The sequence below is a fragment of the Streptomyces sp. NPDC014864 genome, from assembly GCF_043081525.1.
GTDB lineage: Bacteria > Actinomycetota > Actinomycetes > Streptomycetales > Streptomycetaceae > Streptomyces.
Genome location: NZ_JBIBWT010000011.1, coordinates 75,675 through 100,874 on the forward strand (window position 1 = coordinate 75,675; position 25,200 = coordinate 100,874).

The 25,200-nt window shown below is 71.9% G+C and carries 21 protein-coding genes and 1 pseudogene; 4 read left to right on the forward strand and 18 right to left on the reverse strand.

The features are described 5' to 3' along the window. Positions 1–84 precede the first annotated feature (84 nt). From lepB (ACF1A5_RS20955) to ACF1A5_RS21000, 10 genes are all read right to left on the reverse strand, one after another. The gene (gene lepB, locus ACF1A5_RS20955) at positions 85–867 is read right to left on the reverse strand and encodes a signal peptidase I (protein WP_392194363.1); all 783 of its coding nucleotides are present in this window, start codon (positions 865–867) and stop codon (positions 85–87) included. A gap of 181 nt (positions 868–1,048) precedes the next feature. After that, positions 1,049–2,059 carry a signal peptidase I gene (gene lepB, locus ACF1A5_RS20960; protein ID WP_392194364.1) on the reverse strand — a complete coding sequence of 337 codons (1,011 nt, stop codon included), beginning with the start codon at positions 2,057–2,059 and terminating at the stop codon, positions 1,049–1,051. Then, positions 1,947–3,041 carry a signal peptidase I gene (gene lepB, locus ACF1A5_RS20965; RefSeq protein WP_392194365.1) on the reverse strand — a complete coding sequence of 365 codons (1,095 nt, stop codon included), beginning with the start codon at positions 3,039–3,041 and terminating at the stop codon, positions 1,947–1,949. Before lepB (ACF1A5_RS20965) ends, lepB (ACF1A5_RS20960) begins: the two co-directional genes overlap by 113 nt. Next, entirely contained in the window at positions 3,034–3,849 is an 816-nt protein-coding gene (gene lepB / locus ACF1A5_RS20970; RefSeq protein ID WP_392194366.1) for a signal peptidase I, read from the reverse strand. Before lepB (ACF1A5_RS20970) ends, lepB (ACF1A5_RS20965) begins: the two co-directional genes overlap by 8 nt. Before the next feature lie 45 nt (positions 3,850–3,894). After that, positions 3,895–4,245: a 50S ribosomal protein L19 gene (rplS, locus tag ACF1A5_RS20975; RefSeq protein ID WP_356191714.1), complete on the reverse strand. Its 351-nt coding sequence runs from the start codon at positions 4,243–4,245 to the stop codon at positions 3,895–3,897. 134 nt (positions 4,246–4,379) lie between these two features. Then, complete coding sequence (gene trmD, locus ACF1A5_RS20980; RefSeq protein ID WP_392194367.1) at positions 4,380–5,213, reverse strand: tRNA (guanosine(37)-N1)-methyltransferase TrmD; 834 nt, start codon at positions 5,211–5,213, stop codon at positions 4,380–4,382. Beyond that, a complete protein-coding gene (gene rimM / locus ACF1A5_RS20985; RefSeq protein WP_392194368.1) occupies positions 5,213–5,761 on the reverse strand; it encodes a ribosome maturation factor RimM in 549 nt (182 codons plus the stop codon). The genes trmD and rimM overlap by 1 nt, the downstream gene beginning before the upstream one ends. An 81-nt stretch (positions 5,762–5,842) precedes the next feature. Beyond that, positions 5,843–6,082 (reverse strand): RNA-binding protein, encoded by a 240-nt coding sequence (locus ACF1A5_RS20990; protein ID WP_030612780.1) that lies wholly within the window; start codon positions 6,080–6,082, stop codon positions 5,843–5,845. A 5-nt stretch (positions 6,083–6,087) separates the two neighbouring features. Further along, the gene (rpsP, locus tag ACF1A5_RS20995) at positions 6,088–6,510 is read right to left on the reverse strand and encodes a 30S ribosomal protein S16 (RefSeq protein ID WP_392194369.1); all 423 of its coding nucleotides are present in this window, start codon (positions 6,508–6,510) and stop codon (positions 6,088–6,090) included. A gap of 369 nt (positions 6,511–6,879) precedes the next feature. Then, a complete protein-coding gene (locus tag ACF1A5_RS21000) occupies positions 6,880–7,476 on the reverse strand; it encodes a hypothetical protein (protein WP_356191701.1) in 597 nt (198 codons plus the stop codon). Positions 7,477–8,120: 644 nt separating this feature from the next. On the opposite strand from ACF1A5_RS21000, the gene ACF1A5_RS21005 reads away from it, so the two are divergent. Continuing rightward, positions 8,121–8,978, forward strand: coding sequence for an SAM-dependent methyltransferase (locus ACF1A5_RS21005; RefSeq protein ID WP_392194370.1), 858 nt, complete (start codon positions 8,121–8,123; stop codon positions 8,976–8,978). Between the two features lie 25 nt (positions 8,979–9,003). Here the strand turns inward: ACF1A5_RS21005 and ftsH are convergent, their stop codons facing one another. The 6 genes from ftsH to ACF1A5_RS21035 all read right to left on the reverse strand — a co-directional run bounded on the left by ftsH (position 9,004) and on the right by ACF1A5_RS21035 (position 18,714). After that, positions 9,004–10,947, reverse strand: a complete 1,944-nt coding sequence (gene ftsH / locus ACF1A5_RS21010; RefSeq protein ID WP_392194371.1) for an ATP-dependent zinc metalloprotease FtsH — start codon at positions 10,945–10,947, stop codon at positions 9,004–9,006. Positions 10,948–11,085: 138 nt separating this feature from the next. Beyond that, positions 11,086–12,633 (reverse strand): signal recognition particle protein, encoded by a 1,548-nt coding sequence (gene ffh / locus ACF1A5_RS21015; RefSeq protein ID WP_356191694.1) that lies wholly within the window; start codon positions 12,631–12,633, stop codon positions 11,086–11,088. An 81-nt stretch (positions 12,634–12,714) separates the two neighbouring features. Continuing rightward, positions 12,715–15,171, reverse strand: coding sequence for a [protein-PII] uridylyltransferase (locus ACF1A5_RS21020; RefSeq protein ID WP_392194372.1), 2,457 nt, complete (start codon positions 15,169–15,171; stop codon positions 12,715–12,717). 25 nt (positions 15,172–15,196) lie between these two features. Next, positions 15,197–15,535 carry a P-II family nitrogen regulator gene (locus ACF1A5_RS21025; protein ID WP_007493361.1) on the reverse strand — a complete coding sequence of 113 codons (339 nt, stop codon included), beginning with the start codon at positions 15,533–15,535 and terminating at the stop codon, positions 15,197–15,199. Next, positions 15,532–16,872 carry an ammonium transporter gene (locus ACF1A5_RS21030; RefSeq protein WP_392194373.1) on the reverse strand — a complete coding sequence of 447 codons (1,341 nt, stop codon included), beginning with the start codon at positions 16,870–16,872 and terminating at the stop codon, positions 15,532–15,534. The genes ACF1A5_RS21025 and ACF1A5_RS21030 overlap by 4 nt, the downstream gene beginning before the upstream one ends. 357 nt (positions 16,873–17,229) lie before the next feature. Further along, positions 17,230–18,714 carry a hypothetical protein gene (locus ACF1A5_RS21035; RefSeq protein WP_392194374.1) on the reverse strand — a complete coding sequence of 495 codons (1,485 nt, stop codon included), beginning with the start codon at positions 18,712–18,714 and terminating at the stop codon, positions 17,230–17,232. A 447-nt stretch (positions 18,715–19,161) separates the two neighbouring features. Between ACF1A5_RS21035 and ACF1A5_RS21040 the strand changes: the two genes are divergently transcribed. Further along, positions 19,162–19,827, forward strand: coding sequence for a bifunctional DNA primase/polymerase (locus tag ACF1A5_RS21040; protein WP_392194375.1), 666 nt, complete (start codon positions 19,162–19,164; stop codon positions 19,825–19,827). Positions 19,828–20,031: 204 nt separating this feature from the next. Here the strand turns inward: ACF1A5_RS21040 and ftsY are convergent, their stop codons facing one another. Beyond that, positions 20,032–21,246 (reverse strand): signal recognition particle-docking protein FtsY, encoded by a 1,215-nt coding sequence (gene ftsY, locus ACF1A5_RS21045; protein ID WP_392194376.1) that lies wholly within the window; start codon positions 21,244–21,246, stop codon positions 20,032–20,034. A gap of 219 nt (positions 21,247–21,465) precedes the next feature. Here ftsY and ACF1A5_RS21050 point away from each other — a divergent pair, with 219 nt between their 5' ends. Further along, the gene (locus ACF1A5_RS21050) at positions 21,466–22,920 is read left to right on the forward strand and encodes a cytosine permease (RefSeq protein ID WP_392194377.1); all 1,455 of its coding nucleotides are present in this window, start codon (positions 21,466–21,468) and stop codon (positions 22,918–22,920) included. 117 nt (positions 22,921–23,037) lie between these two features. Beyond that, positions 23,038–23,433: pseudogene (locus ACF1A5_RS21055) on the forward strand (LLM class flavin-dependent oxidoreductase); the annotation flags it as partial. Positions 23,434–23,567: 134 nt separating this feature from the next. Here ACF1A5_RS21055 and ACF1A5_RS21060 read toward each other — a convergent pair. Further along, positions 23,568–24,986, reverse strand: coding sequence for a sugar porter family MFS transporter (locus ACF1A5_RS21060; RefSeq protein WP_392194378.1), 1,419 nt, complete (start codon positions 24,984–24,986; stop codon positions 23,568–23,570). Between the last annotated feature and the right edge of the window lie 214 nt (positions 24,987–25,200).

Sequence of the window (25,200 nt, forward strand, 5' to 3'; positions counted from 1 at the left end):
CCGTCCCCAGCCGGGTCGACCCCATTCTCCGACGCCGAAGCCGGTTCCGCCCCGCCCGTCGAGGCCGAAGGCGTGTCCGCCGCCTCAGCGGGCACCGGCGGGCTCCGTCCGGCCACGGCTCCGCGAGCCGCCCAGCAGCTTGGCGATCGGGCCGTAGGCGCCACCGGCGAGAACGAGGGCGGCCCCGACGACGATGAGGAGCACCATCGTGCGCAGCGGGCCGGGCTGGGACAGCGTGCCGAGTGCCTGGAAGCCCGAGGGACGCTCCAGCATGCCGTTCATGGGCCAGACGACGGCCTCGACCCGGGCGGTCACGGCGTCGCGGGAGACGGTGCCCTTCGCGGCGTCGGTGAGGTGGGCGGTGGAGTCCAGGGAGCCCTGCCGCTCGTCGCCGAGCAGGAACAGACGGCCCTCGGGCACCTTCACCGTCGGGAAGTTCGTGGCCTCGGCGAGACCGCCCTTCAGATAGGGCTCGTCGATCCGCTTGCCGTTGACGGTCAGCTTGCCCTGCTTGCAGCAGGAGACCGTGTCGCCGCCGACGGCGACCACGCGCTTGACCACGGGGGCGTTGGTCACCCAGGACTTGTCGGTGAAGACGACGACGTCGCCGCGGCGCACCTCGTCGCCTGCGACGCGCTGGGCCAGCACACGGTCGCCGATGTTGATGGTCGGCGTCATGGAACTGGTGGGCACGGTGTACGGGCGGTAGACCACCGCCGCCCACGCGAAGCCGGCGAGGAACAGCACCAGTCCCAGTGCCACCGCCACCCCGGACAACCGGTGTCCGGTCCTGCTGCCCGCCTGGCCCGTGCCGGTGCCTGTGCCGCCGCTGCGCGGGGCCGTACGCGTCGTGCTCTCGCCACCCATGGACCCGCACCCTACCGGGCGGTACCGGAACCGGGCAGCCCCTCTTCCGGTACCCGGGCCACAAGCTCCACAAGGGTTTCACGGGAAGGGGCCGCCGAAGCGGAAGCCCGGGACACGCGCATCCGCGGGGTCGCGGCGCCGGCGCCCCGCGGGCCCCGCCCAGGGCCCGAGGCCGGTCGGCTCAGCGGTTCCCTGCCGCCGTCGTGGTCCGGGCCTTCCAGGGCTCCGCCGCGCCGGTCCGCCTGCGCCGCCAGAGGACCACCGGAAGCACCGCGGTGAGCGCCACGCCCTGCGGGGCCACCGTCAGCGCGCCGGCCGCCGAGGGCTGCTGCAGTCCCTGCTGGTCGAAGGTGTCCGGTACCGGCAGGGTGCCCCAGCGGTTGATCGGCCAGGCCTTCACGATGGCGCGGCCGACGACCTCGTTCACCGGGACCATGCCGTGGTGCCTGTCGTTCTGGTTGTAGCGCGAGTCGCGCGAGTTCTGCCGGTGGTCGCCCATCACCCAGATGTAGCCCTTGGGCACCGTGACCTTGAACTGGCCGCCCTGGTCGTCCTGGCTGCACGGGGTGTTGCCCGCGTACACGTAGGCCTGCTCGTCGAGCGCCTTGCCGTTGACCTTGAGCGGGCCGGTGCCCTCGCACTCGACGGTGTCGCCGCCGACGCCGATGACGCGCTTGATGAGGTCCTTCTCCTCCGCGGACGGCATGAGGCCGATCCAGCTGAGGAAGGTCTGCAGCGCGTTGGGGCTGCTGGTCGGCTCGCCGGCCAGCCAGTCGTCCGGGTCGTGGAAGACGACGACCTCGCCGCGCTTGGGCTCGGAGCCGAACCACGGGGTCAGCTTGTCGACCAGGACGCGGTCGCCGCGCTGCAGGGTGTTCTGCATCGAGTCCGAGGGGATGGAGAACGCCTGCACGAGGAAGGTCTTGATCAGCAGCGCGAGCACCAGCGCGATACCGATCAGAATGGGCAGCTCCTTCCAGAAGGAGCGTGGCTTGTTCCGCTGCCGGGACCCGCCGCCGGTGCCCTGTTCATCGCTCTGGTTCTGCTCCGTCACCGTGCCGTCCTCGCGTGTTCCGGACTCACTCCCGGAGGTCACGGCGTTGTTCGCGGCGGACACCGCCGCTTCCACGGGACGTCCGCGGTGCTCCTCGCCGTCGTGTCCGGACCGTGCGCCAACCGCCACATCCCCCACGCCAACTCCTTACTCCGTGCCGCCGCCCGCACCGTGCCCGGCGCAGGCCCACCACTCCCATAACGAGCGGGAGTTCCGCAGGGGTCGGGAGCTGAACCGATCCGTTCGGATGGTCGGGATCAACCCTATGCGACAGCCGGGCGGCGGTGGTCGACCCGGCCGCCGCGTCGGACACCGAGGCGAAGGTCGGCGGTTCTTTCAGCGTGGTCCAGTGGCCCACCGGCCAGCCGATGAACATGGCCCGGCCGACCACGGAACTCTCGGCCACCGTGCCGCCGTAGGCGGTGTCCTGGTGGGCGCGGGAGTCGGCGGAGTTGCCCCTGTGGTCGCCCATCACCCACAGCCGGCCCGGGGGGACGGTGATGTCGAACCGCGCGTCGGACGGGGCGTTGCCCGGAAAGAGGTAGCCTCCCTCGTTCAGGGGAACGCCGTTGACGGTGACGCGTCCCTGGGCGTCACAGCACTTGACGTGGTCACCGCCGACGCCGACGACCCGCTTGATGAGGTCCTTCTCGTTGTCGGACGGCAGCAGGCCGATGAAGGTGAGCCCCTCCTTGACCTGCTTGACGACGACGGGGTCGTTCTTCGGCGGGGTCTGCTCGCCCGCCAGCCAGCCGCCCGGGTCGTGGAAGACCACGACGTCGCCGCGCTGGGGCTTGGAGCCGAACCACGGGGTCAGCTTGTCGACCAGGACGCGGTCGCCGATACGGATCGTCTGCTCCATGGAGCCGGACGGGATCACGAAGGCCTGGACGAGGAAGGTCTTCAGCACCAGCGCGATCAGGACGGCGACGCCGACCAGAAGCGGTATCTCCCGCACGGCGGAGCGCCTGCGCTTCCGCTTGACCTTGCGCTGGAGCTTGCGGCGCTCGGCCCGGCTGCGGCCGCCGACGGCCGGGGCGCCGGCGCGCCGGGCCCCGGTGGGCAGGAGGTTCTCGGCGGCGCCGACGGAGACGCCGCGTGGTTTGCCGCGGTTACCCATGCGCGCCGTCCGCGGTCCTCGGCCCTGCGGACGCGGCGGCGTGCCGCGGCGCGGACCCGGGTTCGTCCGCCGCGGCCACCGGCCCGCGCACGGGGGCGGGCGCGTCCGCCGCGGCGGGTACGCGCGCGTAGGCGCCCGGGCGGTGCAGGCGGGTCCAGTGGCCGAGCGGCCAGACGATCGCCTCGGCCCGGCCGATCACGGCACCGACGGGGATCATGCCGCCGCCGGGTGAGCCGAGGTGGTCACGGGAGTCGCGGGAGTCGCTGCGGTGGTCGCCCAGGACGAACAGGGTGCCGTCGGGCACGACGACGTCGAAGGGCACCGTGGAGGGGCTGTCGCCGGGGTGGAGGAACGTCGACTCGTCGACCGACCGGCCGTTCACCCGGATCCTCCCGTCCTTGTCACAGCAGACCACGTGGTCTCCCCCTACGCCCACGACGCGCTTGATGTAGTCGGCGTCCCCGAAGTACCCCGTGCCGTCGAACACGACGACATCGCCCCGCCGCGGCCCGGCACCGAAACGGTACGCCAACTTACTTACGAGAACGCGGTCCCCGATCCTCAATCGCTGCTCCATGGATCCGCTCGGAATCTGGAACGGTTGCGCGACGAAGGTGTTGAGGAGCAGCAGAGAGGCCAGACAGACGAACACGGTCAGGGTGATCCGCCCGCCCGGCAGCCAGCCCGCGACGCGTGACACCAACGGAAAACGCGACCGGTCCTCCGGTCCCTCGGTATCCGGGGTGTTGCCGGATCCACAGGGGCGGGAGGAGCGGTCGCGCTCAGTCGGCTGTGCTTCGGTGTCCATCGGGGCCAGATGCTATCCGGCCCCGCCGCGGACTCCGGGAGGCGCTCAGCTGTCGCGCTTCTCCTTGATCTTCGCGGCCTTGCCGCGCAGCTCACGGAGGTAGTACAGCTTGGCGCGACGCACGTCACCGCGGGTGACGAGCTCGATCTTCTCCACGATCGGGGTGTGCACCGGGAAGGTGCGCTCGACGCCGACAGAGAAGGAGACCTTGCGGACCGTGAAGGTCTCGCGGACGCCGGCCCCCTGGCGGCGGATCACCACACCCTTGAACTGCTGGACACGGGAGCGGTTGCCCTCGATGACGCGCACGTGCACGTTGACGGTGTCGCCCGGACGGAACGCGGGGACGTCCTCGCGCAGCGACGCGGCGTCGACGGAGTCGAGCAGGTGAGACATTTCGTCTGCTTTCTTCGCTGATGCCACAGGTCATCAACGGGAACTAGATGTTCGGGATGAGCGCTGTGCCCGTCGGGGCGGGCGTCGTGTCCCCCTGTGGCAGGGGCGCACGCCGGACGGCGCACAACAGCGGCCTATTCTTCCACGCCCCTGGTCCTGCGCCAAAATCGGCCGTACCGCTCCCCTTCCGGGTCCGGTTCCCAGCCCAGGATGGACAGCATCTCCCGGTCCTTCTTGTCGAAGGCCGCGGGGTCGCAGTGCTCGATGAGGTCGGGCCGGTTCGCGGTCGTGCGCTTCAGGGCCTCGTCGCGGCGCCAGCGGGCGATCTTCCCGTGGTGGCCGCTGAGCAGCACGTCCGGGATGTCCCGGCCGCGCCACTGGGGCGGCTTGGTGTGGACGGGGCCCTCCAGGAGGCCGGCCATGGCGCCGGGCGCGAAGGAGTCGTCCCGGTGGGACTCGGCGTTGCCGAGGACGCCGGGCAGCAGGCGGGCGACGGCCTCCGTGACGACCAGCACGGCCGCCTCGCCGCCGGCGAGGACGTAGTCGCCGATGGACACCTCGTACACCGGCATCCGGGTCGCGTACTCGTCCATCACCCGCCGGTCGATGCCCTCGTAGCGGGCCGGTGTGAAGATCAGCCAGGGGCGTTCGGAGAGCTCCACGGCGAGTTTCTGGGTGAAGGGACGGCCGCTGGGCGTCGGGACGATCAGGGCCGGCTCCCGGGCGCCCGTCTCGTAACCGTCGGCGAGGACCGTGTCCAGGGCGTCGCCCCAGGGCTCGGTCTTCATGACCATGCCCGGGCCGCCGCCGTAGGGCGTGTCGTCGACCGTGTGGTGCCGGTCGTACGTCCAGGTCCGCAGGTCGTGCACCCGCACGTCCAGTTGCCCGCGCGCGCGGGCCTTGCCGACCAGGGAGACGTTCAGCGGTTCGAGGTACTCGGGGAAGATCGTGACGACGTCGAGCCGCATCAGGACCCGTCCTCGTCCCGGGAGGACACGATCTCCGCCCTGTCGTCGATCAGGCCGGGCGGCGGGGCGACGACCGCCCGCTGCTCCTCCAGGTCGATCTCGGTGACGATCTCCTGCACGAACGGGATCATCACCTCGCTGCCGTCGGGCCGCTCGACGATGAACAGGTCCTGCGAGGGCAGGTGGGAGATCTCCGTGATCCGTCCGACCTCCGTGCCGTCCTCGGTGACCACGTCCAGGTCGATCAGCTGGTGGTCGTAGTACTCGTCCTCCTCCTCGGGCGTCTCGGCCGGGTCGACCTCGGCGATCAGGAGGGTGTTGCGCAGCGCCTCGGCGGCGTTGCGGTCGCGTACGCCCTCGAAGCGCAGGAGGAGGCGGCCGCTGTGGACACGGCCGGATTCGATGGTGAGCGGTCCGGCGGAGGCCGGGTCGGTGGCGAGGACGGCGCCCGGCCCGAGCCTGAGCTCCGGCTCGTCGGTACGCACCTCCACGGTGACCTCGCCCTTGATGCCGTGGGCGCGGCCGACGCGAGCGACTACCAGCTGCACTTCTACAGGTCTCCGTTCATACGACAGCGGGCCGGGGACGGCCCAGTGGCCCTCCCCGGCCCGAGCCGGTTGCGATAAGCGTCAGCGGACGTCGTCCACGTCGACGAGGTCGACCCGGACGCCGCGGCCGCCGATGGCGCCCACGACGGTGCGCAGGGCGCGTGCGGTGCGGCCGTTGCGGCCGATCACCTTGCCGAGGTCGTCGGGGTGGACCCGGACCTCGAGCACGCGTCCGCGACGCAGGTTGCGCGAGGCGACCTGCACATCGTCAGGGTTGTCGACGATGCCCTTCACGAGGTGCTCAAGCGCCTCTTCGAGCATGTTGCTCAGGCCTCGGTGGACTCGGAGGACTCGGCGGGGGCCTCGTCCTTCTTCTCGGCCTTCTTCTTCGGGGTGATCGCCTCACCCTTGCCCTCGTCCTCGCCGCCGAGAGCCTCGAACGACGGACGCGTGGCCTTCTCCTGCGGCTGCAGCAGCGGGGCCGGGGCGGGCTCGCCCCTGAACTTCTGCCAGTCGCCGGTCTTCTTCAGGATGGCGAGCACGGGCTCGGTCGGCTGGGCGCCGACGGAGAGCCAGTACGCCACACGCTCGGCGTTGACCTCGATGCGCGAGGGGTTCTGCACCGGGTGGTACAGACCGATCTCCTCGATGGCCCGGCCGTCACGGCGGGTACGGGAGTCGGCGACGACAATGCGGTAGTGAGGCGAACGGATCTTGCCCAGACGCTTCAGCTTGATCTTGACTGCCACGGGAGTGGGTTCTCCTGGTTTGACGTGGTGGGGCACTGCGGAAATGCCGCGTGGGGCTGCGGTACCCGAGTGGCCCGACGGACGCGTCAGCCGGAGGAGAGAGGGGTCCTGTGCGGCTGTCGAGTACAGCTTGCCATTGTGCCACACCCCAGGGGGGCCCTTTCCCCCGAGGGCCGGTAAGGGCAAGCGGGCATGCCTGAGGAGCACCCGGCGCCACGGCGACGGCCGTACGCCGGCTGCTCACCCCGGCACCCAGGGTGCCCTCCGCGCCCGCCCGTGCCGTCCCGCGGCACGAGCCCGCGCGGGACGGCGCGGGCCGGCCGGCCCCGCCGCAAGCACCGACCGCGGCTGCCACGAGCAGCCGCGGTGTCAGCTTGCCGCCGCGCCGACCACTTCGGGGATGCGGAACGGCTTCCCGCAGCCTCCGCACACGATCGGCGCCTGGGCCAGCACCGACGGGACGACCCGTACGTTGCGGCCGCAGTCACAGACCGCCTTGACCCGGACTCCGCCGCCGGAGGAGCCGTGGCGGGCGGCCGGGCCGCGGAAGCTGCGGGCGGTGTCGGCGGCGGTCGCCGCCGTGTGGGCCTTCAGCGCGCGCTGGAGGCGCTCGATCGTCGGGCGGTAGCGCCGCTTCGCCTCGGGGCTGAGCGTGACCAGGGAGAAACCGCTGCTCGGATGCGGCTCCTCGGGGTGGTCCAGGCCCAGCTCCTCGGCGATCGCGAGGAACCTGCGGTTGTGGTAGCGGCCGGCGCGCGAGGTGTCGCGGACTCCGCGCGCGGCGGCGATGCCGTGGACTGCCTCGTGGAGCAGTCGTTCGAAGGAGAGTTCGTGACCGCACGCGGACGACGACTCTCCGATCAGGGACTCAGGCGCGGCAAGGTCCGGCAGCTCGGGGTGGTACCGCTGAATGTCGGCCCACGCCTGTGCCAGCTCTGCGGCGAGAACAGGTGGTGTCGTGCTCACGTAATGACAACGAGCCTCGGTGCCGCTGTGTTCCTATTCCGGGGCATCCCAAATAATTTGCACGTACCCGTCAGTTGCCGCTGATGCGTGCTGACGAGGGCGGGTGCGCTGATCTGCGGAGAAGCCTCACAGCTCGTACCAAGCTGGTGCGTAGTTCCGCGTACGTCCCGCGCGTAGGAGATTCGTACGCTCCGGTGCGATGGCGACCGGGCGGTGCGCAAGAGGCGTTTCGGTCGCTCTCCGACCAGGAGGGGACACCTCCGTCAGCGCGCGCGACGACCGCGACGTTACCGGGTGCGCCGCCGGCGTGGGGCACCGCCCCGGGAACGGCGGGCGGACAGCACGGGGACCTTGGCCGAAACCGCGTGGCCGTCCCCGACCGCGCGAGGGGCCTCGGGGACAGTGCGTCTCGCGGCGGCAAACGCGACTCGACGTCACCGCGGCGTGTCCTTTTCAGGCCATTCGTATTACCGGAATGTGAAATATCGCCACTGGCATGTGCAACCCTCAAGCCGGGCCCCGCAACCCCTGGACGCACGGGAAGGCGCGGAGTTTGCTGGCCTACGGGAGTGCGAGCGCACTGCACGGGGGCCACAGGAATCGGGCACAGCGGCAACTCTCGTCGGCGATTGGGGCGCTTATCCATGACACCTACGCTCGTGCGACAGCACGTACGTCACGCGGGACGGTCGCCCCGCGTGGATCAGCGTGCACGCGCGCGTGACTGGTCCGAGATCCAGGAGCGGATGCTGGTTCCGCTCTACGAGTCCGTCTACGAACGTCTGGAAGTGGGCGCGGGCACGCGGCTGCTCGGGCTCGGCTGCGGCTCCGGGCTCGCCCTGCTGATGGCGGCGTCCAGAGGGGCGGCGGTGACCGGTGTCGACTCCGGCGGCCCCGAACGGCTCGCCCTGGCCCGGCAGCGGCTGCTGCCGCAGGCGTGGGACCGGCGCCCGCGCGCGGGGGTCCGGATCGTCCACGGGTCGCCCCGGGACGCCGCCGACGCGGAGGGCCCCGCGTTCACCGTGGTGACCGCCTTCGAGCCCATCGGGTGCCTGGCGGGCGACGCGGAGGGGATGGGCGAGCTGCTCGCCGCGGCGACCCCGCTCGCGGAGCGCGGGGCGGCGGTCGTACTGGCCGGCTGGGGCCCGCCGGAGCGCTGCGCCACGGCGTCCGTGCTGCGGGTGGCGGCGAGACTGGCCGACCCGCAGCGCGGTCCGAGCGGCTGGCGGCCCACCCTGCGGGACGATCTGGAGGAAGTGGCCCAGCGGGCCGGACTGCGGCCGGACGGGTCCGGCCGGGTCTCCTGCCCCTTCGGCTACGCCGACGTGGACAGCGCCGTGCGCGGCCTGAGGTCGACCGGGCTGTTCGACGCGGCGGACGGGGCGACCGACCAGCCACAGGTCGACAAGGAGCTGACGGAGGCGCTGCACGCGCACCGGCGGCAGGACGGCACGGTATGGATGCCGAACGTGTTCCGCTACCTGATCGCGCGAACCCCATGAGACCCGTGCCGGTACGACCTACGGACTAGGTCGTGTCCGCGTCCTTCTTCGCGTTCGTGCGCGGGATTCCGGCGATCCGGTAGGCGTCGGCCTCCTCCAGGGTCTCGTTCTCCAGCAGGGACTCCGTCAGGGCGTCGAGCTGCCGGCGGTGGACCCGGAGCTTGTGGCAGGCCTCGTCGTAGCACTCCTCGACGAGACGCCGCATCTCGTCGTCGATCACGTCCAGGGTCCGCGGGGCGGCCGACAGCCCGTACGCCTGCTGCGCGTCGCTCGGCAGGGCGGACAGCCGGCCCACCCGCTCGCTCATGCCCCAGCGGGCGACCATGCCGCGCGCGATGTTGGTGACCTGTTCCAGGTCGCTCTCGGAGCCCGTGGTGACCACCCCGTAGACCACGTACTCCGCCGCCATGCCGCCGAGGGCGCCGATGATGCGGCCGCGCAGGTACTCCTCCGAGTGCGCGTACCGCTCCGACTCGGGGGTCGAGAGCGTCACGCCCAGCGCCCGGCCGCGGGGCACGATGGTGACCTTGCGGACGGGGTCGGCGCCGGGCTGGAGCATGCCCAGCAGGGCGTGCCCGCTCTCGTGGTACGCGGTGCGCCGGCGGTCCTCCTCCGGCATCACCAGGGGCCGCTCGGCGCCCAGCTGCACCTTCTCCAGCGCCTCGGACAGGTCCGACTGGGTCACCGTCTCCTGCTTGCGCTTGACCGCGAGCAGGGCGGCCTCGTTGGCGAGGTTGGCCAGGTCCGCGCCGGTCATGCCCGGCGTCGTACGGGCCACCTGGGCCAGGTCCACGTCCGGGTCGAGCGGGATGTGGCGGGTGTGGATCGCGAGGATCGACTCGCGCCCGGCGCGGTCCGGCGGGGAGACGTTGACCACCCGGTCGAAGCGTCCGGGCCGGGTCAGCGCCGGGTCGAGGATGTCGGCGCGGTTGGTCGCCGCGATGACGACCACGCCCTCCGAGCCGGAGAAGCCGTCCATCTCGGTGAGGATCTGGTTGAGGGTCTGCTCGCGCTCGTCGTGGCCGCTCACCGAGGCGCCGCCGCCGCGGACCCGGCCGATGGTGTCGATCTCGTCGATGAAGATGATCGACGGCGCCACCTTGCGGGCCTCGGCGAACAGCTCCCGCACGCGGGAGGCGCCGACACCGACGATCATCTCGATGAACTCGGACGCGGAGGCGGAGAAGAACGGCACGCCCGCCTCGCCCGCCACCGCGCGCGCCAGCAGGGTCTTGCCGGTGCCGGGCGGGCCCGCGAGCAGCACGCCGCGCGGCATCTTCGCGCCCATCCTGCGGTAGGCGTCCGGATGTTCCAGGAAGTCGACGACGTCGTCCAGCTCGCCCTTGACCTCGTCGATGCCGGCCACGTCGGCGAACGTCGTGCGCTGGGTGCCCGGCCGCAGCTCGACGGGTTTCGGCGGGGTCTTGCGGCCGAGCATCCCGCCCGGACCGCCGAGGCCGCCGGGACCGAACCGCCGCGCGATGAAGATCCACAGCGCCACCAGCACCGCGATGGGGATCAGCGAGATCAGCAGGTTGGACAGGAGGCTGCGCTCCTGCACGACCGGCTGCGCGGTCACCGTCACCCCGTGGCTGCTCAGGCTCTGCCAGAGCCGGTCCTGCGCGAAGGCCGGGCGCTGGGTGCGGAACTTGGTGTACCGCGCGCCGCCGTCCGGATTGGCCCGCGCGGTCTTGAGCTCCCCCTGGATCGCGTCGCCCTTGGAGTAGATCCTGGCGACGTTGCCGGCGTCGACCTGCCGGCTGAACTCCGTGTACGAGACCGTCGGTTCGTTGCCCCGGTTGAAGTAGGTCAGCCCCACGTAGGCCAGCAGGAAGACCACGACCGCGGTGACGAGCAGGCCCCACCACCGCATCCTCCTGCCGCCCGGCCGCCTGGGTGTCTCCTCCGGGGTGCCCTCGGTGCGCCACGGCCGGTCGGGGCCGTCACGGCGCGGCGCGGCATCGCTCATACCTCGGACGGTACGGCACCCGCGGGGTCCCGGCACGCGCTGAGGGCGCTCCCCCGGGGACCCGCGGGGCCCCGGCACGCTTCGAGGGCGCCCCCGTGGACCGGGGGCGCCCTCGACGTCGTCGGGCCGCGGTGCGCGTCAGCCCATGAACTTCTTGAACTCGTCCGGCAGTTCGAAGTCCTGACCGCCCTGCTGCGGCAGCCCGAGGGCGCCGCCCTGGGCCGCGGCGGCGCGGCGGGCGGCCTCCTCCTGCTCCTGCTGCTTGCGCTTCATCGGGTTGCCGGAACGCTGCTTGCCCTTGGCCTTCTTCGGCTGCTTCTTCGTCCGGCCGGGGCCGCCGCCCATGCCCGGGATGCCCGGCATACCGGGCATCCCGCCGCCCTGGGCCATGCGGGACATCATCTTGCGGGCCTCGAAGAACCGCTCGACCAGGTTCTTCACGGCGCTGACCTCGACGCCGGAGCCCTTGGCGATACGGGCGCGGCGGGAGCCGTTGATGATCGTCGGGTCCTGGCGCTCGCCCGGGGTCATCGACTTGATGATCGCGGCGGTGCGGTCGACGTCCCGCTCGTCGAGGTTGTTGATCTGGTCCTTGATCTGGCCCATGCCCGGGAGCATGCCGAGCAGCTTGGAGATGGAGCCCATCTTCCTGACCTGCTCCATCTGGGCCAGGAAGTCGTCCAGGGTGAAGTCCTGGCCCTTCTTGGACGCCAGCTTGGAGGCCATTTTCTCGGCCTCTTCCTGGCTGAACGTCTTCTCCGCCTGCTCGATCAGGGTGAGCAGGTCACCCATGTCGAGGATGCGGGAGGCCATCCGGTCCGGGTGGAAGGCGTCGAAGTCGTCGAGCTTCTCGCCGTTCGACGCGAACATGATCGGCTTGCCGGTCATGTGCCGGATCGACAGGGCCGCGCCACCGCGGGCGTCGCCGTCGAGCTTGGAGAGCACCACGCCGTCGAAGCCGACGCCGTCGCGGAAGGCCTCCGCCGTGTTGACGGCGTCCTGACCGATCATCGCGTCGACGACGAAGAGGATCTCGTCCGGCGAGACCGCGTCCCGGATGTCCGCGGCCTGCTGCATCATCTCCTGGTCGATGCCGAGGCGGCCGGCGGTGTCCACGATCACGATGTCGTGGACCTTGGTCCGGGCGTGTTCGATGGAGTCCTTGGCGACCTTGATCGGGTCACCGACGCCGTTGCCCGGCTCGGGCGCGTACACGGCGACGCCGGCGCGCTCGGCGACGACGCTCAGCTGGTTGACCGCGTTCGGGCGCTGGAGGTCGGCGGCGACCAGCAGCGGCGAGTGGCCCTGCTCCTTGAGCCAGCGGCCGAGCTTGCCCGCGAGGGTGGTCTTACCGGCACCCTGCAGACCCGCGAGCATGATCACGGTGGGCGGCTGCTTGGCGAAGCGCAGGCGCCGGGTCTCGCCGCCGAGGATGGTGACCAGTTCCTCGTTGACGATCTTCAGGACCTGCTGGGCCGGGTTCAGGGCGCGGGACACCTCGGCGCCGAGGGCACGCTCCTTGACATTCTTGATGAACGCCCGGACGACGGGCAGCGCCACGTCCGCCTCGAGGAGCGCGATGCGGATCTCGCGCGCGGTGGCGTCGATGTCCGCCTCGGAGAGCCGTCCCTTGCCGCGCAGGTTCTTGAAAGTCGCTGACAGGCGATCGGAGAGAGTGTCGAACACGGCGCTCGCGGTCCTCGGGGTCGGGGATGGCTGGGAGAATCGCCCTCCAGGGTATCCCGGCCTGACAAAACCGGGTCACGGTCATGCGCGCAGCGTCTCCTCCAGCCGCCGTGCCACGGACGCCGCCTCCTCGCCCGGCAGCGGGAGACCCGCCGGACCGGTGACGTAGAAGGCGTCCACGGCGTTGGCGCCCAGGGTCGACACGTGCGCGCTGCGCACCCGGACCTTGGCGTCCTCCAGCGCCCGGCCGATGCGGAACAGCAGCCCGGGCGCGTCCTGGGCGCGGACCTCGATCACCGTGGCGTGCCGGGAGGCGGCCGGCGCGACCTTCACGCGCGCGGGGGGCGGCACCACGCCCCGGCGGCGCGGGTAGGCCGCGTCCCGTTCGGCGAGGCGGCCCGCGATGTCCAGGGAGCCGTCGAGGGCGCGCACGAGGTCGGCACGCAGCCGGGTGGCCTGGGGCAGGGAGCCGTACTCGGCGGCGACCCGCCAGTTCAGGAGCAGCACGGCGCCGTCGTCGACGTCGTGCGGGAGCTCAAGGGCGCGCAGCTCGGCCGTGCGGACGGTGAGCCGGTGCATCGCGAGGACACCGGCGACCGAGGGCAGCACGCCGGGCTGGTCGGGGACGGCGATGAGCAGTTCCACGCCGAGCGGCTCGGGCTCCCGCGCGGCGGCCGCCTCCCCGGTGGGCGGCTCGGTCTGGGCCCGCAGCGTCAGCACGGGGCCGCCGGTGCGGATCGCCTCGACGGCGAGCCGCTCCTGCTCGGCGGTGGGCGCGGCGGTGGGCTCGGGCTCGTCGGGCACGTCCCCGGCGAGGACCGCGGAGGCCCGCCGGACCAGGTCCGCGACCAGGGAGCCGCGCCAGGACGACCAGGCGGCCGGGCCGGTGGCGAGCGCGTCGGCCTCGGTCAGCGCGTGCAGCAGTTCCAGGGTGCTGTGGGTGCCGACCGCCTCGGCGACCGAGCGGACGGTGGCCGGGTCCTCCAGGTCGCGCCGGGTGGCGGTCTCGACGAGCAGCAGATGGTGGCGGACGAGGGTGGCGAGCACGGTCACGTCCGCGCGGTCGAAGCCGACCCGGGCCGCCACGTCCTTGGCGATGATCTCGCCGGCCACGGAGTGGTCGCCGGGCCAGCCCTTGCCGATGTCGTGCAGCAGCGCGGCGACCAGGAGCAGGTCGGGGCGGCTGACGCGGCGGGTCAGCTCGGAGGCGCGCACGGCGGTCTCGATCAGGTGCCGGTCGACGGTCCACAGGTGCACGGCGTTGCGCTGCGGGCGGCAGCGCACCCGCTCCCAGTCGGGCAGCAGGCGGGTGACCAGGCCCTCGGCCTCCAGGGCCTCCCAGACGTCGACGGTGGGACGGCCGGAACCGAGCAGGGTGACGAGCTGCTCGCGGGCCTCGGCGGGCCAGGGCGTGGGCAGCGGGCGCACGGAGGCCGCCATGCGCCGTACGGCGTGCAGGGAGAGCGGCAGTCCGGCCTGCGCGGCGGCGGCCGCGGCGCGCAGCGGAAGCACGGGGTCGCGTTCGGGGCGCGCGGCGCGGGCGAGCACCACCTCGCCGTCCTGCTCCACGACCCCCTCGGCCAGCGGCGACCGCTCGGCGCCCGGTTTCCCGCCTCCCAGCATGGCGCGCAGCCTCGGCCGCACCGCGCGCGACCTGAGCACCCGCCCCACCTCGCGCCAGGTGACGTCACTGGCGTACGAGATGACCCGGGCCGATTCGTAGACCTGCCGCAGCAGGGTGTCGGCGTCCAGCAGGCCCAGCTCGGCCGCGACCTGGTCCTGCTCCTGGAGCGCGAGCCGGTCGGTGGCGCGCCCGGTCGTCAGGTGCAGGGCGTCGCGCACGTCGAGCAGCCGTCGGCGGGCGTCGGCGAGGCCCTCGCGCGGGGCGTCGGCCAGCCAGGAGGCCGCCACGGCGCGCAGGGCGGTGGCGTCGCGCAGGCCGCCACGGGCCTCCTTCAGGTCGGGCTCCAGCAGGTACTGGAGCTCGCCCTGGCGTTCGGCGCGTCCGGAGCACAGCTCCTGGAGTTCGGGAAGACGTTTCGGCGCCTGGTTGCGCCAGTCGGCGAGGACCGCGGTGCGCAGGCCCGCCGTCAGGCCCAGGTCGCCCGCGATGTGCCGGGCGTCCAGCAGGCCCAGCTGGACCTTGAGGTCCTCGCCGGCCGTCCTGCGGGCCTCGGCCGGGGTGCGGACCGAGTGGTCGAGGTCGAGGCCGAGGTCCCAGACCGGGTACCACACGCGGTCGGCCAGGGCGGCTACCGCGCCGGAGTCGCCGCCGTCGTGCAGCAGGAGCAGGTCGAGGTCGCTGCGCGGGGACAGCTCCCCGCGGCCGTACCCGCCGACGGCGACCAGGGACACCCCGCGCAGCGCCCCGGCCCCGGAGGTGAACAGGCCGGCCAGCCAGTCGTCGGTCAGTTCGGCGAGGGCCGCACGGCGCGGCGGCCCGGACCGCGCCCCCTCGGTGAGGAGGCGCAGCCGGGCCGCCGCGTACCCGCCGGGTCCCGAGTCCTCTGCTTCGTTCCGCACGTTCGTACTCGTCACCCAGCGACTCCTGTCCTTCAGCCGTTCAGAGCGCGTCCGGGCCGCGCTCGCCGGTCCGCACCCGGACGGCCGTCTCGACCGGGAGGGACCAGACCTTGCCGTCACCGATCTTGCCCGTGCGGGCCGCCTTGACCACGACGTCGATCAGCTGCTCGGCGTCGTCGTCCTCGACCAGCACCTCGATACGGATCTTGGGCACCAGGTCGACGGTGTACTCGGCACCGCGGTAGACCTCGGTGTGTCCCCGCTGACGACCGTAGCCGCTGGCCTCGGTGACCGTCAGGCCGTGGACGCCGAAGGCCTGCAGGGCCTCCTTGATCTCGTCGAGCCGGTGGGGCTTCACGACGGCGGTGATGAGCTTCATGCGTCCACCTTCTTGCTCTGCGCGGCTGCCGGGGCCGGGGCTGCGACGGTGCCGATGACGCCGCCACCCGCACCGCTGAAGTCGTATGCGGTCTCGGCGTGCTCGGCCTGGTCGATGCCGGAGATCTCCTCGTCCTCGGCGACCCTCATGCCGATCGTCTTGTCGAGGACGAAGGCGAGGATCGCGGAGGCGATCAGGGAGTAGGCGAGGACCGCGAACACACCGGCGCACTGCTTCCAGAACTGGTCCAGGCCGCCGCCGTAGAAGAGGCCCTTGACGTCGGACTGGCCCTTGCCGCTGGCGAAGAGGCCGATCAGCAGGGAGCCGGCGATCCCGCCGACCATGTGCACGCCGACCACGTCGAGCGAGTCGTCGTAGCCGAACCTGTACTTCAGGCCGACCGCCATGGCGCACAGGACACCGGCGATGGCGCCGACCGCGATCGCGCCGAGCGGGGAGACGGCGCCGCCGGACGGGGTGATCGCGACCAGGCCGGCGACCGCTCCGGAGGCGGCACCCAGCGTGGTGAACGCGCCGTGCCGGATCTTCTCGTAGGCGAGCCAGGCGAGCATGGCCGCGCCGGTGGCGACCTGGGTGTTGACGAACATCAGCGGGCCCACGCCGTCGTCGTTGCCGAGCCAGGAGCCCGCGTTGAAGCCGAACCAGCCGAACCACAGCAGGCCCGCGCCGAGCATGACCAGCGGGAGGCTGTGCGGGCGCATCGGGTCCTTCTTGAAGCCGACGCGCCTGCCGATGACGAGGATCACGCCGAGTGCCGCCGCACCCGCGTTGATGTGGACCGCGGTACCGCCGGCGAAGTCGATCACCCCGAGCTCGAAGGCCCAGCCGCCCGTGCCCCAGACCCAGTGGGCGACCGGGAAGTACACGACCGTGACCCACAGCACGAGGAACAGGGACCACGCGGTGAACTTCACGCGGTCGGCCAGCGCACCGCTGATCAGGGCCGGTGTGATGATCGCGAACATCAGCTGGAACATGGCGAAGACGAAGACCGGGATGGTGTAGCCCGGCCAGAGGTCCGTCTTGCCGATCCCGCTGAAGCCGACGTAGTCGGCGGTCCAGCCGAGGAGCGAGCCCTTGTCGGTGCCGAAGGCCATCGAGAAGCCGTACAGCACCCACAGGACGGTCACTATGCCCAGGCTGATGAAGGACATCATCAGCATGTTCAGCGTGCTCTTGACGCGGACCATGCCTCCGTAGAAGAAGGCGAGGCCCGGGGTCATCAGCATCACCAGGGCGGAACAGATCAACATGAAGCCTGTGTTGGCGGACGACAGCTTGGGTGCGTCCGCCGCAAGCATGATGGCTGGTGCCATCGGCGTCTCCTCGTCGGTTGGTACGGCCCCGTGCGGGCGAAGCCTGAGCGGTGCGGTCTGTTGAGGGGTGGGCCGGTTATGCGCCCTGAGATTGGCGCAGCGCGGTTTCGGTCGACGCCCCTCGTTGTTTCGCCGCAGTGACGAAGGCGCCCTGCGTGTTACGCGTGGATGAATTGCGAGATGCCCGGCCGCGCGATCGTTATCGTGGCGCAACCTTCTCCGCGGGAAGGCAGCACCCTTCTCCGCGGCAAAAGGAACCGGCCGCGGCGGCCTTCCGATGACCTGGCATGGGGGAGCCGAGTCGGGCAGTTCGGGAGGGCCGGCCGCGGCCGGGGTCTGGTGGGTCCGGGTGGGGGGTCAGACCGCCTCGGCGGTCTCCGGCAGCTCGACGGCGAGCTGCTCGGTGAGATCGACGACCTCGGCGAGATCCCCGTAGTCGCGCACCGCGTTGTCGACGGTCTTGCGGATACGGGTGTTCACCCGCTCGGAGCGGACCTTCTTGGCGATCCGCATGGCCCGCGTCGCGTACTCCGTGCTCTGCTCGGGCTCGCGCCGCAGCAGGTGGACGGTGGCCATGCCGATCAGGTTCAGCGCGTACGACCGCTGGTGCTCAAGGTCGTCGGCGAAGAGCTGCACGGCCTTCTCCATCAGCGGCTCGGCCAGCGAGGCGTACGTGGGGCTGCGGCCGGCGACGTAGGCGAGGTCGCGGAAGGAGTGGGAGTTCTCGCCGTGCAGCTCGGCCTCGGAGAAGAAGCGGATCCAGTCGGGGTCCGGCTCGTCCCAGTCCCCGGCGTCGGCGAAGGAGTCCTCGGCCATCCGCACCGCCCGCTTGCACCGGCCGGGCTGGCCCATGTTGGCGTAGGCGCGGGCCTCCATCGCATACAGCATGGACTGGGTGCGCGGGCTCGCGCAGTCGCGGCTGCCGTACTGCGCGAGGTGGATGAGTTCCAGGGCGTCCTCGGGGCGGCCGAGGTGGATCATCTGGCGGCTCATGCTGGACAGCACGTAGGAGCCGAGCGGCTTGTCGCCGGCCTCCTTGGCGGCGTGCAGGGCGAGCACGAAGTACTTCTGCGCGGTGGGCTGGAGCCCGACGTCGTAGCTCATCCACCCCGCCAGTTCGGCCAGTTCGGCGGCGACCTTGAACAGGCGGCGGGTGGTGGCCTCGGGCTGGGGCTCCTGGAGGAGGTCGGTCACCTCGTGCAGCTGGCCGACGACCGCCTTGCGGCGCAGGCCGCCGCCGCACTGGGCGTCCCACTGGCGGAACATCACGGTGGTGGACTCCAGCAGCTCCAGCTCGGGCCGGGAGAGCCGGCCGGGGCGGCGGACGGCGGCCGGCGGCTCGGGCTCCTGGAGCGGGGCGGGCGGCGAGGGCACGAGCCAGCGCTGCAACGGCTCGATGAGGGACGGGCCCGCGGACAGGGCCAGCGAGCTCCCGAGGAAGCCGCGCCGCGCCAGCATCAGGTCGCTGCGCGAGAACTCGCTGAGCAGGGCCACGGTCTGCGGGCCCGTCCACGGCAGGTCGACCCCGATCGCGGAGGGCGACGGGCGGGCGGCGCGCAGGCCGAGGTCCTCCACCGACACCACACAGCCGAAGCGCTCGGAGAACAGCTCCGACAGGATCCTGGGAATCGGCTCGCGCGGGTTCTCCCCGTCCAGCCAGCGCCGTACGCGCGAGGTGTCGGTGGAGATGTGGTTGGCGCCCAACTGGCGTGCCCGGCGGTTGACCTGGCGCGCCAGCTCGCCCTTGGACCAGCCGCTGCGCACGAACCAGGAGGTGAGCAGCTCGTTGGGGCGCCTGTCCGCGCTCGCAGCGTTCGTCCCGCCACCGCCGTTGCCGCTCACTGGAACGCCCCCATCCCTGAGACCACTTGTCGCCGAGTGCGCCAAGCCCTATCAGAATGCCCGTCAATACGGCCGTCCGTCCGCCGCTTCTCACCCTTCGAACGGACTGCCGACTTGCCTCCGGCATACCCACGAGTGCACGTGCCCCAGGCCTCGCACACTCACAGTAATCCTACGATCACCCGTCCAGCCACAGCGATCCCGGAAACGCCACCATTCGCCACCCCTTCGAATGAACTCTCGGTGGCCGTGGCGCGATTCACTTGACATAGGACAACAGCGAGCGGGCGGAGCGGTGCACAGGAGGGCGCGCACCGCCGAACGCACCACCCAGGGCGCTGCCGGGCGCCGCCTGGACCCGGCCACGCCGGGGAGGGAGTGTGGACGGAGAGTCACGATCCGCTTCCGCCTCGTAACCATAGAGGCGCCGGAGCCGTTGGAGGGGGCATGGGGTTCACGATCGGCGGGATGCGCGAGATCCGCTCCGGCACGCGGCGGCGCGGCCGGTCGTACCGCTCGGCGGAGGAGTGCACGGCGGTGGCCGAGTACACCGGGCTGTGGGGCTGGCCCGTGGTGCGGGGCGCGCGGACCGCCGGCGGCGCCTGCTCCTGCGGCCGCGCCGACTGTCCCGCACCGGGGGCCCACCCCCTGGACTTCGCGCCCGAGATCCCGGCCGGGGCCACCCTCGACGAGGTGAGCAGGGCCTGGGCGGAGATGCCCGGGGCCGCGGTGATGCTGACGGTCGGACGCGCCTTCGACGTGATCGAGGTGGCCGAGCCGGCGGGGCGGGGCGCCCTGACCCGGCTGGAGCGCATGGGTCTCCCCCTCGGCCCGGTGGCCGCGACGCCGGACGGGCGCGCGCACTTCTTCGTCGCCCCCGGCGCCGCCGTCGAACTGACCGGGTTGCTCTACCGCATGGGCTGGGACGACCCCGGCTCCCTCGACCTGCGCGGCCTGGGCCCGGGCACGTACATCACGGCACCGCCCTCCGACCGGGGCGGCCTCGGCCCGGTGCGCTGGCTGCGCCCACCCGCCCTGGACACGGCCCAGCCCCCGGAGGCCCGCCTGCTCCTGGGCACCCTGGCCTACGTGGCGCACCGGTCTCGGGCGTAGCCCCGCAGGACGGCGGGGACCCGCCGGCTGCCCTTCCGGCCCACCGGCCCTTCCGACCCACCCCGTCCCGCTCCGGCACCCGGGAACCGCCCGCGAGACGGCACCCGCGGACGGGCACCCGTCCCGCACCCCCGGACACGGCGACGGCGCCCGCCCCCGACTGGACCCCGGGGACGGGCGCCGCGCGTGGGGCGACGGGTTCGGTCAGTCGCCGATCAGGGCGTCCACGAACGCCTCCGGCTCGAACGGCGCCAGGTCGTCCGCGCCCTCGCCGAGCCCGATGAGCTTCACCGGTACGCCCAGCTCGCGCTGGACCGCGACCACGATGCCGCCCTTGGCCGTGCCGTCGAGCTTGGTCAGCACGATGCCGGTGATGTCGACGACCTCGGCGAAGACACGGGCCTGCACCAGGCCGTTCTGCCCGGTGGTCGCGTCCAGCACGAGCAGCACCTCGTCGAGCGGGGCGTGCTTCTCGACGACGCGCTTGACCTTGCCGAGCTCGTCCATGAGACCGGTCTTGGTGTGCAGCCGGCCGGCGGTGTCGATGAGGACCACGTCGGCCCCCATCTCCTTGCCCTCCTTGACCGCGTCGAAGGCGACGGAGGCGGGGTCGCCGGCCTCCGGGCCGCGCACGGTGTGGGCGCCGACCCTTTCGCCCCAGGTCTGGAGCTGGTCGGCGGCGGCCGCGCGGAAGGTGTCCGCGGCGCCGAGGACCACGCTGCGGCCGTCGGCCACCAGGACCCGGGCGAGCTTGCCGGTGGTGGTGGTCTTGCCGGTGCCGTTGACCCCGACGACCATCACGATGCCCGGCTTGCTGGTGGGCGGCTCGGTCCTGACCGTGCGGTCCAGGTCGGTGCCGACCAGCGTGAGCAGCTCCTCGCGCAGCAGACCGCGCAGCTCCTCGGGGGTGCGGGTGCCGAGCACGCGGACGCGCTCGCGCAGCCGGTCGACGAGTTCCTGGGTGGGCTGCACGCCGACGTCGGCGGTGAGCAGCGTGTCCTCGATCTCCTCCCAGGTGTCCTCGTCGAGGTGCTCGCGCGACAGGAGGGTGAGCAGGCCCTTGCCCAGCGCGTTCTGCGAGCGGGAGAGCCGGGTGCGCAACCGGACCAGCCGGCCCGCGGTGGGCTCCGGCACCTCGATGACGGGTGCCGGGAGCAGGTCCTCGGCGGTGGGCGGCTCCTCCACGGCCACGGGAGCCGAGTCGCCCGGAAGGTCCACCTCCTCGATCGTTCGCCGCGGCTCTTCGCGCGGCGTCTCGGCCTCGTCGCCGACGTGCGGCTCGGCCGGGGGGGCGGTGATGTCGGGCGGCGCGGGGGGCGGCGGGGGCAGCGACTTTCTCCGTCGGCTGCCGACGATGAGCCCGCCGAGTGCGCCGAGCACGACCACGGCGATGACTACAGCAAGGATGACGGTTTCCATAACCCGTCCAGTATCAGCCATGGGTTGCGGCGACACCCTGCTTGTGCCTGCGCCGAGGAGACAAACACCACTTAAAGGCACGAGTCGGATCAAAGTACGATGGATCCTCTCGCGTCCACCCGCGTGGAGCCGCGACGTCCAGTCCCCCAGTCTCCCCGTCTCTCTCCCCACGACCGCACCTCCCCTGTCCCCACGACCGAGGCACGGAACCACTTTTTTATGCGCAAGACCGCCGAGACCGAAGGCGCCCTGGAGACCCGCGGCATCGAGCAGGTGCCCGACCACGACCGCACCGCCAGGACCCGCGAACTGTTCCCCACCTGGGTGGGTGCCAACATCAGCGTGCTGCTGCTCACGATGGGCGCGAGCCTCGTCGTGGCGTACCACCTCGACGTCTGGCAGGCGCTCGTCGTCGCCGCCGCGGCGCCCGTCGTGTCGTACGGGCTGGTGGGGCTGATCGGGATCGCGGGCAAGCGCGGCGGGGCGCCCGGCATGGCGCTGTCCCGCGCGGCGTTCGGGCAGCGCGGGAACCTGCTGCCCGGTTCGCTGATCTGGGTCGCCCGCTGGGGCTGGGAGACGATCAACGCGGTGACCGGCGCCTACGCGATGCTCACCATCCTGAAGATCCTTTTCGGGCTCGGCGCGAGCGGCGTGCTGGACATGGTCATGCTGCTGGCGTTCGTCGTCGCGACCTTCGCGATCTCCGGGCTCGGCATCAACGCCGTGCAGAAGTGCAACAAGTACGCGACCTACCTCTTCGGTCTCTTCTCGGTCCTGGTCCTCGGTCATCTGGTGGTGCGCACCGACTGGTCCGCGGTCGTCGGCCGGCCCGCCGGGTCCACGGCCGCGGTGATCACGGGCATCGGGCTGATCGCGGCGGGCGGTGTCAGCTGGATCCCGTCGGCGCCGGACTTCACCCGCTACCTGCCGCGCACCGCCTCGTCGAAGGCGATCGTGGGCACCACGGTCGGCGGCGCCGGCCTCGTCGTCCTGCCCATGGTGCTGATGGGCGCGGTGATGGCGGTCTCCACGCCGGACCTGGCCTCCGCCGCCGACCCGGTCTCCTTCCTCGGCGAGATCCTGCCGACGTGGCTCGCGGTGCCGTACCTGCTGATCGCCCTGATCGGGATGCTGCTGATCAACTCGATGTCCATGTACTCGGCGGGCTTCACCGCGCAGACCCTCGGCTTCCGGGTGCCGCGCCACTGGGCGGTCTCGGTGAACGCCGTGATCTCGCTCGCCCTCGGCGGTGTCCTGATGCTGGTGGCGACGAGCTTCCTGGGCTCGTTCATCGCGTTCCTGTCACTGCTCGCGGTGGCGTTCTCCGCCTGGGTCGGCGTCTTCGGCGCGGACATGCTGCGGCGCGCGGAGTACGACGGCCGTGCCCTGGCCGACACCACGCGCACCAGCGCCTACTGGTACCGGGGCGGCTTCTCCCCCGCCGCGGTGACCGCCTGGGCGGCCGGCCTGGGCGCGGGCCTGATGTTCACCACCTCCGACTGGTTCACGGGCCCGCTGGCCCGGAACAACGTCGTCGGCGAGTACGGCCTCGGCTGGGTCGCCACGATCGTGATCTCGGGCCTGCTGTACACGGTGCTGCCCAAGCCCGCGGTGGTGGCGGCGCCCGCCGGCACGCCGGAGCCCGCCGAGGAGCGGGCGGGCGTCGGCGCCTGACCCCGCCCCACCGGCCGGCCCCCGACCCGAACGGCACGTCCGCCGCCGAGATCGCAGTCGGACACTCCGTCAGTTGACGTCCCCCTGCACACCCGCCCGGTGACGGGGGACGTCGCCATGCCCGTCACGGCCGTCCGTTTCGACCTCGTCGAGACCGCCGGCACCCCGGCCTCGCTCAGCCCGTGCTGCCGGGCGGCCGCCGAGAGGGCCGCGTACGCCGGCGACCGCGGGATCGCCGTGGTGCTGACCGAGGAGCACCACGGGGTGGCGGACAACTGAGGGCGGCATGGCTGCCCTCGCCGTTCGCCCTCGCCGGTGCCGTGCTCGGCGCGACCCGGCGGCCCGCGGTCACGGTGGCGGCGGCGATCGGCCCGCTGCACGACCCGACGGGTGAGCCCTTCACCTTCCCGGGCCGTACCCACCGTGCGGGTCACCCCGCGCCCGTACTCGGACCCGCACCCGCGCCCGCACCTGGCGGGCGGACCCTCCCGGGCCGCCCCGAGGTCCGGCGCGGTCTGCGCCTGTTCCGCGAAGACGCACTGCCCCGGCTCGATGCGTGAGCCGGGGCAGTACGTCCTACGGGGTTCGAGGAGAGGGGCAGCGGGGACTTGGCCCGTCTCCTCGAGTCAGTGGGCCTCTGGCGAGGCTCAGCCCATCTCCTCCAGCGACTTGCCCTTCGTCTCCTTGACGAACTTCAGGACGAACGGGATGGAGAGCGCGGCGAAGACCGTGTAGATCACGTAGGTGCCGGACAGGTTCCAGTCGGCCAGCGACGGGAAGCTCGCAGTGATGGCCCAGTTGGCGATCCACTGCGCGGCGGCGGCCACGCCCAGGGCGGCGGCACGGATCTTGTTCGGGAACATCTCGCCGAGCATGACCCAGACGACCACACCCCAGGAGAGGGCGAAGAAGAGGACGAACAGATGGGCGGCGATCAGGGCGATCCAGCCCTGGGTGGCGGGCAGCTTGCCGCCGACCAGGTCGTGGGAGAAGGCCCACGCCTCCAGCGCCAGACCGAGGGCCATGCCGACCGAGCCGATGAGCGCGAGCGGCCTGCGGCCGACGCGGTCCACGAAGATCATCGCGATCACGGTGCCGAGGATGTTGATGATCGACGTGGTGAACGAGTAGAAGAACGAGTCCGTCGGGTCGACGCCCACCGACTGCCACAGCGTCGAGGAGTAGTAGAACGCGACGTTGATGCCGACGAACTGCTGGAAGACCGACAGGCCGATGCCGACCCAGACGATCGGCTTGAAGAAGAAGCCGCCGCCGAGCAGGTCCTTGAAGCTCGACTTCTCCTCGCGCTTCATGGCGGTCTCGATCTCGGCCACGCGGGCGTTCAGGTCGGCGTCCTTGCCCTCGACCTCGGCGAGGATCTCCCGGGCGCGGTCGCGCCGGCCGACGGAGATCAGGAAGCGCGGGGACTCGGGAATGGCGAAGGAGAGCAGCCCGTACAGGACGGCCGGGACGACCATCACGCCGAGCATGACCTGCCAGGCCTCCAGGCCCCACAGGTTGCCGCGCTGGTCGCCGCCGGCGGCGTTGAGCAGGCCCCAGTTGACCAGCTGCGAGATGGCGATGCCGACGACGATCGCGGCCTGCTGGAAGGAGCCGAGGCGGCCGCGGTACGCGGGCGGGGCGACCTCGGCTATGTAGGCCGGGCCGATGACCGAGGCCATGCCGATGGCGAATCCGCCGACGACCCGCCAGAAGGCGAGGTCCCACAGCGAGAAGGGCAGCGCGGAACCGACGGCGCTGACCGTGAAGAGGACGGCGGCGATCTGCATGCACCGGATGCGGCCGATGCGGTCGGCTATACGGCCGGCGGTCGCGGCGCCGACGGCGCAGCCGATGAGGGCGATGGCGATGACCTGGGCCAGCGCCGCGGAGCCGACGTCGTAGCGGTCCCGGATGGCCTCGACCGCGCCGTTGATCACGGAACTGTCGTAGCCGAAGAGGAAACCGCCCATCGCGGCCGCCGCCGCGATGAAGATGACGTGCCCGAGATTCTCGGGTTGAGCCGTCCTGGCTCCTGACTTGGGGGCCTGCGCTGTGCTGGTCACGTGTACTCCTCGGGCCACCGGCAACGCTGCCGGGGGTGGGGGGTCTGCCCTTCGGGTTCGTGAGACCTGAAGGTAAAAACAACGTTGCAGAGACTATGCCTTCAAGTTTCGAAGTCAATAGGGCAGACGCTGTGAGCTTCCCCGGAACGTGTGTCGGCCTTGTGTTCAAGTAGTGAACTCAGATGGGACTCTCGGCCCGTCTACCCGGAAGTCC

Coding starts and splice junctions, on each gene's coding strand:
- ACF1A5_RS21040 (WP_392194375.1), top strand. CDS start 19,162: ATGGGGTTCACGATCGGCGGGATGCGCGAGATCCGCTCCGGCACGCGG.
- ftsY (WP_392194376.1), bottom strand. CDS start 21,246: ATGGAAACCGTCATCCTTGCTGTAGTCATCGCCGTGGTCGTGCTCGGC.
- ftsH (WP_392194371.1), bottom strand. CDS start 10,947: ATGAGCGATGCCGCGCCGCGCCGTGACGGCCCCGACCGGCCGTGGCGC.
- lepB (WP_392194366.1), bottom strand. CDS start 3,849: ATGGACACCGAAGCACAGCCGACTGAGCGCGACCGCTCCTCCCGCCCC.
- ACF1A5_RS21050 (WP_392194377.1), top strand. CDS start 21,466: ATGCGCAAGACCGCCGAGACCGAAGGCGCCCTGGAGACCCGCGGCATC.
- ACF1A5_RS21005 (WP_392194370.1), top strand. CDS start 8,121: ATGACACCTACGCTCGTGCGACAGCACGTACGTCACGCGGGACGGTCG.
- ACF1A5_RS21025 (WP_007493361.1), bottom strand. CDS start 15,535: ATGAAGCTCATCACCGCCGTCGTGAAGCCCCACCGGCTCGACGAGATC.
- trmD (WP_392194367.1), bottom strand. CDS start 5,213: ATGCGGCTCGACGTCGTCACGATCTTCCCCGAGTACCTCGAACCGCTG.
- lepB (WP_392194365.1), bottom strand. CDS start 3,041: ATGGGTAACCGCGGCAAACCACGCGGCGTCTCCGTCGGCGCCGCCGAG.
- rplS (WP_356191714.1), bottom strand. CDS start 4,245: ATGTCTCACCTGCTCGACTCCGTCGACGCCGCGTCGCTGCGCGAGGAC.
- ACF1A5_RS20990 (WP_030612780.1), bottom strand. CDS start 6,082: ATGCTCGAAGAGGCGCTTGAGCACCTCGTGAAGGGCATCGTCGACAAC.
- lepB (WP_392194363.1), bottom strand. CDS start 867: ATGGGTGGCGAGAGCACGACGCGTACGGCCCCGCGCAGCGGCGGCACA.
- ACF1A5_RS21030 (WP_392194373.1), bottom strand. CDS start 16,872: ATGGCACCAGCCATCATGCTTGCGGCGGACGCACCCAAGCTGTCGTCC.